The organism is Enterovibrio coralii (assembly GCF_001559595.1).
GTDB classification, from domain to species: Bacteria; Pseudomonadota; Gammaproteobacteria; order Enterobacterales; family Vibrionaceae; genus Enterovibrio; species Enterovibrio coralii.
This window is the reverse complement of record NZ_LNTY01000055.1, coordinates 1-11,798: the sequence shown is the minus strand read 5'-3', so window position 1 is coordinate 11,798 and position 11,798 is coordinate 1. Positions and strand designations below refer to the sequence as shown.

At 50.9% G+C, this 11,798-nt stretch carries 8 protein-coding genes, 2 tRNA genes and 2 pseudogenes; 1 reads left to right on the top strand and 11 read right to left on the bottom strand.

Annotated features, from left to right (window positions below):
• Position 1: 1 nt before the first annotated feature.
• The 9 genes and pseudogenes from hflK to ATN88_RS20175 form a co-directional block, all read right to left on the bottom strand.
• Positions 2-1,160: pseudogene (gene hflK, locus ATN88_RS20210) on the bottom strand (FtsH protease activity modulator HflK).
• 53 nt (positions 1,161-1,213) lie between these two features.
• Positions 1,214-2,503: a ribosome rescue GTPase HflX gene (gene hflX, locus ATN88_RS20205; protein WP_067419440.1), complete on the bottom strand. Its 1,290-nt coding sequence runs from the start codon at positions 2,501-2,503 to the stop codon at positions 1,214-1,216.
• A gap of 26 nt (positions 2,504-2,529) precedes the next feature.
• On the bottom strand, positions 2,530-2,796 hold the full coding sequence (gene hfq, locus ATN88_RS20200; protein ID WP_067419439.1) for an RNA chaperone Hfq: 267 nt from the start codon (positions 2,794-2,796) through the stop codon (positions 2,530-2,532).
• A 96-nt stretch (positions 2,797-2,892) separates the two neighbouring features.
• A complete protein-coding gene (gene miaA, locus ATN88_RS20195) occupies positions 2,893-3,819 on the bottom strand; it encodes a tRNA (adenosine(37)-N6)-dimethylallyltransferase MiaA (protein WP_067419438.1) in 927 nt (308 codons plus the stop codon).
• Positions 3,812-5,916, bottom strand: a pseudogene (mutL, locus tag ATN88_RS20190) (DNA mismatch repair endonuclease MutL). The gene miaA and the pseudogene mutL overlap by 8 nt, the downstream one beginning before the upstream one ends.
• A 2-nt stretch (positions 5,917-5,918) precedes the next feature.
• The gene (locus ATN88_RS20185; RefSeq protein ID WP_198158429.1) at positions 5,919-7,631 is read right to left on the bottom strand and encodes an N-acetylmuramoyl-L-alanine amidase; all 1,713 of its coding nucleotides are present in this window, start codon (positions 7,629-7,631) and stop codon (positions 5,919-5,921) included.
• 4 nt (positions 7,632-7,635) lie between these two features.
• Positions 7,636-8,103 (bottom strand): tRNA (adenosine(37)-N6)-threonylcarbamoyltransferase complex ATPase subunit type 1 TsaE, encoded by a 468-nt coding sequence (tsaE, locus tag ATN88_RS20180; protein WP_067419436.1) that lies wholly within the window; start codon positions 8,101-8,103, stop codon positions 7,636-7,638.
• Positions 8,104-8,139: 36 nt separating this feature from the next.
• Entirely contained in the window at positions 8,140-8,421 is a 282-nt protein-coding gene (locus tag ATN88_RS28420) for an NAD(P)H-hydrate dehydratase (RefSeq protein WP_269748215.1), read from the bottom strand.
• Between the two features lie 62 nt (positions 8,422-8,483).
• A complete protein-coding gene (locus tag ATN88_RS20175; protein ID WP_269748214.1) occupies positions 8,484-9,632 on the bottom strand; it encodes an NAD(P)H-hydrate epimerase in 1,149 nt (382 codons plus the stop codon).
• Between the two features lie 23 nt (positions 9,633-9,655).
• Here ATN88_RS20175 and queG point away from each other — a divergent pair, with 23 nt between their 5' ends.
• The gene (gene queG / locus ATN88_RS20170; RefSeq protein WP_067419435.1) at positions 9,656-10,810 is read left to right on the top strand and encodes a tRNA epoxyqueuosine(34) reductase QueG; all 1,155 of its coding nucleotides are present in this window, start codon (positions 9,656-9,658) and stop codon (positions 10,808-10,810) included.
• A 575-nt stretch (positions 10,811-11,385) separates the two neighbouring features.
• Here queG and ATN88_RS20165 read toward each other — a convergent pair.
• Positions 11,386-11,461: transfer RNA gene (locus ATN88_RS20165), tRNA-Gly, on the bottom strand.
• 181 nt (positions 11,462-11,642) lie between these two features.
• Positions 11,643-11,718, bottom strand: a tRNA-Gly gene (locus ATN88_RS20160).
• Between the last annotated feature and the right edge of the window lie 80 nt (positions 11,719-11,798).

Genomic DNA, 11,798 nt, shown 5'->3' with positions numbered 1-11,798 from the left:
ATTAATATCTCCCCTGACGCGTTGTCGACTGACGGGAATTGTTATTCACTGGCGCAACTGGCTGTGAGCTTTCCAGCTCAATACCGTAGTCACTTGCCGTGTTATCTACCGCCGTACGCTGTTGAGGCGATTGAGACATCAACTTGTCCAAAGGCAGGTACAGCAGGTTGCTGCCGCCTTCTGACGAATCGATCATCACTTTACTTGTGTTACCAAAGACGTTTTCCATCGTTTCCAAGTACAGGCGGTTACGCGTTACTTGCGGTGCAGCCTGATACTCTGGCAGCAGCTTGTCGAACTGAGCAACGTCACCCTCTGCCTCGTTAACGATTTTCTCTTTGTAACCCAATGCTTCTTTCTTCAGACGCTCAGCACGACCCGTTGCTTTTGGCAGGATGTCGTTGCGGTATGCTTCCGCTTCACGGATGAAACGCTCTTCATCTCTCGCGCAGCAATCGCGTCATCGAATGCATCTTTAACTTGCTCTGGTGGACGTGCAGCATCGAAGTTCACGTCAACAACCAACAGACCCATGTCGTAGCGGTCAATAATGCGGTTGATTTCCACCTGAGTACGTTCACGGATTTGTTGACGACCCGTCGTCAGGATTTCATCCATTTCTGCGTCACCGATCACCGCACGCAGCGCAGAGTCGGTCGCTTGACGAAGGCTGTCATCAGCATTTGTCACCGAGAACAGGTATTTTTCCGGATTCGAAACACGGTACTGAACATCCATTTCGACGTTGACCATGTTTTCATCTTTGGTCAGCATCTGACCCGAACCACGCAGCGAACGAATCGCTTCAACGTTAACTGGGATAACCTCGTCAACGAAGTTTGGTTTCCAGTTCAGACCCGGCTGGACAATGCGGTCGTATTCACCAAAGCGAAGAACAACGCCACGCTCTGCTTCACCGATGGTGTAGAAACCTGACACACCCCATACAACCAAACCCACAACGGCAATTGCGCCCAAACCAGCGGCACTGCTGCCACCGAAAGACGGACCCTTGCCGCCAAACAAACCACTCAGCTTGCGGCTGAGCTTGCCAAACACCTCATCGAGGTCAGGCGGTCCTTGGTCACGACCACCGCGGTTATTGTTACCCCACGGATCTTTGTCCTGACCGCCATTATTTCCTGCTCATTCCACGCCATTAGAGCACTCCATCAGTATGATATGACGATAGTTTTTATACTTTAACAGCCTACTAGCTGACGATAAAGTCGCCTAACTCGCTGCCTTCCCGTTTTTTTAACCTCAACCAATCGGTTTGAGGTAACCGCACATCGATCAGCAAATGTCCGTCTTGCTCGTATTCTTCATGCAAAATACAACGCAACTGACAGAATTTACTGTGCATTCTGCCAATAGCTGCAGGTGGGATACGTAAACGATAGTTTACCATAGTCCCCGACAGCCTCTCGGTCAGTGCCTCAAAAAGAAGATCTATGCCCCGATCTGCAAGTGCAGAAACCCATACAACACGTGGAACGCCTTCGTCGTCACGTTCAATACGTGGCTGAGCATCTTCCATATTGTCGATCTTGTTCATGACCAACAAGACAGGCACTTCGTTTGCTTCGATCTCTTCGAGTACAACGTTTACCGCATCAATGTTTTCGCGAAATCTCTCATCACTTGCATCGACAACATGTAGCAGCAGTTGTGCTTCTTGTGTCTCTTTCAACGTTGCTTTAAATGCAGCAACCAAGTCGTGTGGCAAGTGGCGGATAAATCCCACGGTGTCCGCCAGAATAACATCACCCACGTCTTCAACATCGATTTTACGCAGCGTCGGATCCAGTGTCGCAAACAGCTGGTCAGCGGCATAAACACCCGCTTGGGTGATACGGTTAAAGAGTGTTGATTTACCGGCGTTGGTGTATCCAACCAATGATACTGTAGGTACTTCTGCGCGGTTTCGAGCGCGTCGGCCTTGTTCTCGCTGTTTTGCAACCTTATCAAGTCTACGCAAAATCGCTTTAACGCGATCACGCAGTAAACGACGGTCTGTTTCAAGCTGGGTTTCACCCGGGCCACGAAGACCGATACCGCCTTTTTGGCGCTCAAGGTGCGTCCAACCACGAACAAGACGGGTAGAAAGGTGACGCAGCTGTGCAAGTTCAACCTGAAGCTTACCCTCGTGTGTGCGCGCACGCTGGGCAAAGATATCCAAGATCAAGCCTGTACGATCGAGTACACGACATTTGACCAGACGTTCCAGGTTTCGTTCCTGTGCAGGAGACAGTGCGTGATTGAATATGACAATCTCGGCACCGGTCATTCGAACTGCATCAGCGATTTCAAGGGCTTTACCTTCACCGACGAAGTATTTGGAATGCGGGGCTTGACGGCTGCCAGTAATAGTTTGCAGCTTCGTAACCCCCGCAGACGACACCAGCATTTCAAACTCGCTGAGGTCTTCCCATTCGCCTTCTTGGGTGAAGTTGATATGAACTAAAACAGCCTGTTCACCGGCTTCATAACGGTCAAACAAGCAATCAACTCCTTACCAAAGGATGTTTACTCCTCTGTCTTTTCTGGGCGATCGCCTTGTGGACGATCTGTATTGTTGTGATGGTGATTCACTGGGCGAGCAGGGACCACTGTTGAAATGGCGTGCTTGTAAACCATTTGGTTAACAGTATTTTTCAGCAGGATCACGAATTGGTCAAAAGATTCAATCTGGCCTTGAAGTTTAATTCCGTTTACCAAGTAGATAGAAACAGGTACACGTTCACGACGCAGTGCGTTCAGGAATGGGTCTTGTAGAGATTGCCCCTTAGCCATTTTTAATTTTCCTTATTGGTTTGTAGTTGTATAAAGCAACAAAAAATTCAACAACGCTGCCAACAACCAGCCGAGTATACCCTGCTCAAACAACGATCAGGTCAAACTCTTTGTGACTGTTTGTAACGATAGCTGAGCGTCGTCGCTATCAAGCCAAGTCAAATTCTCCCAGCTACGTAGCCAGGTGATCTGCCGCTTGGCCAACTGACGAGTGGCGCAAACTCCGCGATAAACTGCATCTTCAAGTGAGCAGCTACCCGCCAAATGGTCCCACATCTGTCGGTATCCCACGCATCGGATCGAAGGCATGTCAGGGTTGAGATCACCTCGATCGTAAAGCGCACGAACCTCCTCCTCAAAACCGGCTTCGATCATCTTGTCGAAACGCAGCTCAATTCGGCGATGCAGTTCTCCCCTTTCCTTAGGGGCTATTGCAAATTGGTGAACCTCATATGGCAACGGTTCACCCTTGGTTTCGGTCAACTCAGTCAGAGTTTTACCCGAAATACGAAAAACTTCCAGCGCTCTAGACAGGCGTTGCGGATCATTTGGATGGATCCTCGCGCCTGCGACAGGGTCAATACGGCAAAGCTCGTCGTGTAAGGCTTGCCAACCCTGTTCTTTAGCCTCTTGCTCAATTTTAGCTCGGATCACCGGATCCGCTGATGGTAAAGGAGATAATCCTTCCAACAATGCTTTGAAATAAAGCATGGTACCACCAACCAAAAGAGGAATTCTCCCTTTTGCGACAATCTCTTCCATTTCTCGCAGGGCGTCCGCACGAAAATCTGCGGCGGAATAGGCCTCTGACGGATCTTTAATGTCGATCAGGCGGTGCGGTGCCAATGCCAACTCTTCTGCCGTTGGTTTGGCCGTACCTATGTCCATACCTTTGTAGATCAGCGCACTGTCGACACTGATGATCTCCACTGGAAACTGCTTTCTCAGTGCGATTGCTAAATCTGTTTTGCCTGATGCGGTCGGCCCCATCAGGAAGATTGCCTTCGGCAATGCGTTACTCATGTTTAAAAGCTTCTATTGCTGCCGCCACGTCAACCGGACGCAACAACAGTGAAAAATGTGCTGCCAGCTCACCTTGCCAACAGTTTTCCAATTCCGTGATCAGTGTAACGGCTTGCGATAGCCCATAGGCGTCTGTTTTTTGCGTCGCTTGGCTTGCCAACCACTGGGCGAGGTTGCCACTCGACAACATCTCTTGCTCGTCCAACTGCTTTAGCTGCGCCAACAATGCCGGTACAAACTGCTGCAGATTGTGTCGGCGAAACGCCTGACACACTGCCATCACCATGATTTGATTGGTGGATTTTTGGCGAATTATGATACCAAACTGTGCCAGTAAGCCATCACATTTCGTCAATAACGCGATCTCTTCAGAAGATGATGGGATCGCTTGCGGGATCAAAAGCGGCTGGGCTTTCAGTCCCTCTTGCTCCCCCGCGCGAAACTGCCCGAGCATATTGAGCTCAGTTGCCGCATCCAGATCCAGCAGTGCCAACCCATCCTGACGCTGGAGCAGCAGGTATTTGGAGGACATGATGGTCAGTGCCTTGCCCAATCCTTTGTCAGCATGCCCCACAGAAACAGGCGCAAAGCCGTCGGACGCTGGGGTTGTCTCTTTTGGCGCTGTCTGTTCCGCCGCCTCATGCGGCACAACGGGCGTTGTCATCAGTTCCCGGTAAACGCGCTGCTCGTGCTTGGACGGCGCACTTTCACCAAAGCGTTCCTGACGAGGGGAAGAGTGACTGCCTGACGCGCGGTTTCCTGATGATTGACCGCCTGACGAATACCCTTGTGAAGCACCACTGCCCGCATAGCTATCACGGCCCGCATAGCTGTCGCTGTTCGCACCATAGCTTGAACGCTCACTTGTGCTGTAGCTTGCCGCGCCGCGAGTCGCAGATGACGGCGTTTGTGGACGCCAAACTGCTTCTTGGTTTGTCGCAGAGTATGACGCCTCTGCCACTTCAGCCACATGATGCGAAGCGGTATAGTTTGCCTCTTCATACCCTTCGTTTGAAGACGTGTAGTCAGACGCGTCTTGCTTCTCTGGCTGCTGCGCGTCTTCCGACGCCATACCTGCCAGCTCGGCTTGTTGCTCCGCCATCACTTGCATCAGTGCATCAGCAACGGCCTGATAGATAAAGTCGTGAACGAGACGGGCTTGATGGAAACGCACTTCATGCTTGGCTGGATGAACGTTAACATCCACTTGGTGCGGGTCAATGTCTATATAAAGCACGTAGGCCGCAAACTGATCAGGGCGCAGCGACGCCTCGTAGCCTTGGCGAATGGCATGGTTGATGAGTTTGTCTTTCATCATGCGCTGATTGACAAAACAATGCTGAATATCGTTTTGCGCGCGAGCACCTTCCGGCGTACAAATCCAGCCGTGTAGCGTCAAACCTTGGTGTTCAAGGCTCACCTCTACGGCCGTTTTTACAAACTGGTTGCCGCAAATGGCCGCCAATCGACGTTCTTTTTGCACCGCATTGGACGCAGCGCGATATTGGCGCACCACAGTGCCGTTATGACGAAGCGTAATGGCAACGTCGAATCGGCTCAGCGCAATGCGCTTTAACAGCTCATCAATGTGGCCAAATTCTGTTTTGTCTGTGCGAAGAAACTTGCGACGGGCGGGTGTATTAAAGAATAAATCCACCACTTCAACCGTTGTGCCAACAGGGTGTGCAGCGGGTTTGACTTGCACCGCCATATCACGACCTTCCGCATACGCAGACCAGCTTCGGCCTGCGCCACAGTACGTGAGGTCATGGTTAAACGGGAAACCGAACTGATACTCGCCAATGCTTCCCCGCGAAAGCCGAGGCTCATGATGGCTTCAAGATCGTCAAGACAGGAGATTTTGGACGTGGCGTGGCGGCTTAATGCTAGCTCCAGCTCCTCTTTAGGAATACCGGAGCCGTTATCGCGAATGCGAATAAGTTTACTGCCGCCTTTTTCGATGTCGACATCGATGCGGGTTGCGCCCGCATCGATGCTGTTTTCTACCAGCTCTTTTACCACCGAGGCAGGGCGTTCAACCACTTCGCCTGCCGCTATCTGGTTGGCCAGACGCGCAGGTAATATCTGAATTGCCATGACTAACTCCCGGGGATGATCAAGGTCTGGCCAATCGCCAACTCATCCGAACGCAGCTTGTTGGCTTGTCGGATGCTGTCGACGGAAACGCCGTAATTTGATGCAATCTTACCCAGATACTCGCCACGTTTCACTTTGTGCTTTTTGTCTTTCGGCTTAATGCCAACGATTTTGAGCTTCTGCCCGATCGCCAATTCATCCGAACGCAACTTGTTGGCACTGCGAATACTTGCTACTGACACATCGTATTTCGCGGCAATCTTGCCAAGGAACTCACCACGTTTAACCGTGTGTACCGCGGAGGTTGTCGCCGTTGATACGGACGAAATCGCCTTGCTGCTGGATGGTTTTGAGCGAGATGAACTCGACAAGGCATCAAGGTTCACGTTTGGCACGGTCAGCACCTGACCAATGCGAAGCGAGTTTGATTTCAATCCGTTCGCCGCTTTGATTGCAGACACTGAACTGCCGTATTTGCTCGCAATCACCGACAGCGACTGACCCGAGGTCACTTTGTGTTTGATGCCGTTCTTTCTTGCAGCCATCAAGGTGCCATCTGGCGGGAATTCTTCGAAGTAACCCAAGACACCTTTGTACACAGCATTCGCGATTTTCTGCTGGTGACTCGCGCTCAACAGCAGCTTCTCTTCTTGCGGGTTCGTGATAAACCCTGCTTCTACCAAGAGCGATGGAATGTCTGGCGATTTCAGTACGGCAAGACTTGCGTGCTCAGGGTTCGCTTTGTGTAGCTTGGTGACCTTGCCCATTTCTTTCAAAACGCGCACTGCCACGTCATAGCCTTCTTTTTGCGAGTTACTGAACTGCAAGTCCAGTACCGCTCGGCTTAAGTATTCGTCTTGGTTGTCATCAAGCAGCGCACCACCGCCCAACAGGTTTGACTGCTCTTCGTGCTTCTCAATCCAACGACCGATTTCACTGTTCGCACGCTTACGCGACAGGACCCACACCGATGCGCCGTTTGGTTGCGGTTTATGAAAACCATCTGCATGGATGGACACCAACAGGTGCGCACCTTGCCTGCGGGCAATCTCTGAGCGCTTGTTAAGGTCAACGAAATAGTCGCCATTTCGCGTGAGTACTGCTTTCATCCCCGGCACAGCATTGATTTTCGCAGCGACACGTCGAGCGATAGAAAGCGTGACGTGTTTTTCGTATTTTCTGCGAGGACCGATAGCGCCTGGATCGTTACCGCCGTGGCCAGGGTCAATGGCAACGATGATGTCATCGGTACCAAATGGCAGGGCGGCCTGCGTTTCAGTCGGCGTTGGCTTTTTCGCCACAGGAGGTGGCGTTGCAGCTTTGCCATGCGGCAAGTCAATCACCAGACGGTGACCGTATTCGCCACCCGGTGCCAGCGTGAAAATACGCGGCAAGCTTTTGTCTTTGAGTTCAAAAACCAGACGGTAAGTGCCTTTTTCTGGCGGACTGCTTTTGCGGATCTTGGTCAGGATTTTACTGCCAGAGACCGCATGCGGCAGTTTCATCCCCAAAGACGTGTCTTTGAGATCCACCACCAGGCGATTAGGTTTGGTCAGTGTGAAGAAGGAATAGGCAGGCACATCGGCCATGTCCATCACAACTCGTGTTTCATCCGGTGCAGGCCAGACTCGAACGTTTTCCAATGCGTTCGCCCACGCAAGGGACATCGACCCTACCCAACACAATACTCCTGCCAGCGCGCCCCGCCAAAGCATATCGTCAGTTCCACTCCAGTTTATCTAGCAACGCTTCCCCGGCAGATGTGTTCGCCACTACCTGCACAGTGCGTGTTTCACCGTTATATTTCAGTGTGATATCAAGATCCGGCTCAGGCAACAAACCCTGGCCTTTTTCTGGCCATTCGACCAGACATAATGCGTCAGGTGTGAAGTAGTCACGGATCCCCATAAACTCGAGCTCTTCAGGATCGGCAAGACGGTAAAGGTCGAAGTGATAAACTTGCCAGTCTGCCAGTTGGTAAGGCTCTACCAAGGTATACGTTGGGCTTTTTACATTTCCCGCGTGACCCAGAGATTGGATAAAACCGCGAGAGAAGGTGGTTTTACCTGCGCCCAAGTCACCGTGAAGGTACATGGTTGTTTGTTGGTTACATGCCGCGGCGATGGCCGCGCCAAAAGCGACAGTCGCCTGCTCATCTGCAAGCGCAGTATTAAAAATCTTGGTCATGTTTCTCACTGCTTTTTCGCCTGATGGGACCTTCCATCAAGTCGGCATTTGATTTATCTTTTTTCCCAGCAACGGCAGTAAATCACCCGCGAGTAAACCTCGCTCCCCTTGCTGTGCAACGACATCAGCGGCATGGCTATGTAAGTACGCGCCATAAACCGCTGATCTGCTTATATCTTTTGTTTGGGCGATGAGCGCGGCAATGCAGCCAGTCAGCACATCTCCCATGCCTCCGGACGCCATCGCGGGGTTGCCTGCGTTCACGACCGAAAAAGTGGTGCCATCATAAACGATTGTGCCTGCACCTTTAAGCACCACAACACCACCGTAAACGTTATGTAACTCTTTGACGGCAGAAAACCGATCCCGTTCAATTTCTCTTACGCTTTACTCAATAGCCGAGCTGCTTCTCCCGGGTGTGGTGTGAGCACCCAATTTCCGTAGCGACACGGATACTGCGCAAGCAGGTTTAATGCATCGGCATCGAGCACCATTGGCACGTTCATCGCCAATGCCCCATCGAACAGATGACGCGACCAGCTCGACAATCCTAGACCTGGACCAATCGCGATAACGTCACCCCAAGACAGAGTATGTTCGAGTATTTCTCCGCCTTGTCTCTCCCGCCAAAACATGGTCATCAACTCCGGTTGGCGAGCCAGTATCGCGGGCATGTTCACTTCTGCTGTCAGCAAAGAGACCAAACCGGCACCAGTGCGAAGGGCGGCTTGGCCACACAAAATGATGGCACCGCCCATGCCTTTTTGACCGCCGATGCAAATCAAGCGACCGAGCTGGCCTTTATGTGCGCTGCGTTTTCGCTGAGGCTCTAGGTGTTGAACATTGTCTGCAAGAAGGAGCGTGGCAGAAGGCGCGATGTTTGCTTCAAAAGCTGCAAAGATACCCAATCCATCAAAGACGATATCACCACAATAATCTCTGGCGACGCCAGTAAACATGCCCTGTTTGAGGGCAACGAAGGTGATGGTCGCCGTGGCGCGCACCGCCTTGCCGAGCACCACGCCTTTATTGGCATCCAAGCCACTCGGGACATCAATGGAAAGCACAGGACAAGGACACTGATTTATCGCGGTAATCGCTTCAGCATAGTCAGGGGAGACAGGTCGATTCAATCCCGTGCCGAGAAGCGCATCGACGAGAAGATCACACGCTATATCGGGAAACGATCCTCGCTCTGCCTTTCCGCCCGCGGCTACAAACGCTTTGAATGCCAGTTCGGCATCGCCTTGCAGCAAAGAAGGATCCACTGCGGCCCACACCTGCACGTTAAAGCCCGCTTCAATGGCTAACTTTGCGACCACGTAGCCATCGCCACCATTGTTTCCGCCACCACATGCAATCAGGATCGTTTTCGCCTCAGGCCAACGTTCTTGTAGAGTCTGAAAGGCGGCTTGTCCCGCTCGATCCATCAAGGTGTACATTTCCACGCCAAGATCTGCTGCGATCTTGCGCTCTCCGTCTCGAACCTGATCCGTTCGGTAGAGTGAGTATGGTAAACTTGCCGTCATCTTCAGCTTTCCATTCTGATCTTATGTCCGACTCTCGATCCACATCGTCGTTCAACCTAAACCACCTTGTTGAAAATATCAGGCAGTGGGGGCATGAACTAGGTTTTCAGCATATTGGTATTGCTGATGTTGATCTCCGTCAGCATGAAGCCCTTTTACAGCGTTGGCTTGATGAGGGATATCATGGCGATATGGATTGGATGGCACGCCACGGGATGATGCGTGCAAGGCCACAAGAGTTAGTCGAAGGCACCGTTCGTGTGATCAGTGCGCGTATGGATTATTTACCACCGCACGCAGGTTTTGCCAAAACGCTCGGTAACCCAGACATCGCTTACATCAGTCGTTATGCGCTGGGACGCGACTATCATAAGTTGGTGCGTAATCGCCTGAAAAAATTAGGGGAGCGTATTGAAGAAGAAGTCGGCAAGTTTGGCTACCGCCCTTTCGTTGACTCTGCGCCCGTATTGGAACGTCCACTGGCTGAAAAAGCCGGACTTGGCTGGACAGGCAAACATTCTCTGCTGCTAGATAAAAATGCGGGCTCGTGGTTTTTCCTTGGTGAGCTGCTGATTGATTTGCCACTTCCTGTTGATCAGCCCGTTGAAAACCAATGCGGCAAGTGCGTTGCTTGTATGACGTCATGCCCCACAGGTGCCATCGTGGGCGAAACCATTGTGGATGCCAGACGCTGTATCTCTTACCTCACGATCGAACTTGACGGTCCTATCCCTGAAGCGTTTCGTAAACCCATGGGGAATCGCATTTATGGCTGCGATGACTGCCAATTGGTGTGTCCTTTCAACCGGGAATCTGATCTGACAAAAGAATCGGATTTTTATGCGCGCCCGAGTCTTGCCCAGCAATCTCTCAAAACGCTTTTCTCATGGGATGAAGTCACATTTTTAAAAGAAACTGAAGGTTCTGCCATTCGTCGCATAGGCCATGAAAAGTGGCGCAGGAACCTGTCTGTCGCTATGGGTAATGCCCCCTATGATCCAGAAATTGTTGCGCTTTTACAATCGGCGCAGGGATCCTCTGCTATGCTTGATCAGCATATTGATTGGGCTATCACCCAACAATTGAAAAGTAAGGAAGCACTGGCCATTGATGTGCTGCCAGCCTCAACAAAACGATTGGTCCGCATAGTCAAAAAGGGATTGCCGCGAGATGCCTAATCCATTCAAACCTTGATAGCTAACTCAATTTTCCAGAGACATTTTTCCAAAAATAAGACACATATTCAGTTCTGCTGCGCAATGTGGAAAACCTTTTCAGTACACCGTAATCAGGTGCATATCGATAAAGTTAAACACACGCTGTGGGTAGTTAATGACGCACGTCACGGATAATGAAGAAGCTGGGGATATCAGTTTGAAAAGCGAACAAACTCTAGAATAAAGCTCATTATAAACATATAGTTACAGAAAAAGTTACACACATGCGTGCGCAGTGATCTGATCAACTTCCGCTCAAAACACACCGGATAAAACCACTTCATTAAATATTAATCAACGACTTTACCCACAGGTAGCCCTGTGTGGATAACTCTGTTGAGAAACACGAAATAATGGTGCTTTGACGCTAAGTTAGCAGACGGCGACAAAGAAGATTGACTGATTGTAGTGGGCTAGACCTTGCCCAGAGATAATGCTTCACAGCATTAAAGACAACGACTCGCCGTATCCTGTAAATCAACTGATACGTTTATTGCGAAGTGTTGGTGCTTACAGGTGATTCCCTGTAAGGAAATTGGAGCGACACACGAGGTTCGAACTCGTGACCTCAACCTTGGCAAGGTTGCGCTCTACCAGCTGAGCTAGTGTCGCATTCAAAGAGCGTCCGAAATGCTTCGGTAAACTTGAATCAAACAGCGATGTTCGCCATTCGAGCTTTCTTATCGAAAGAAAATTTGGAGCGACACACGAGGTTCCCGATCTTCAAGGCTTAGGCGTGACCTCAACCTTGGCAAGGTTCCTTGCGTTTCGCACTTCCTAAAGGAAGTAAAATTGGAGCGACACACGAGGTTCGAACTCGTGACCTCAACCTTGGCAAGGTTGCGCTCTACCAGCTGAGCTAGTGTCGCATTGTATTCCAACAGTGTTGGATTTTTTATTGTTTTTAGCAGCTTAGGCATTGCCTGTACTGCGATTCCCAAAAGGGAGC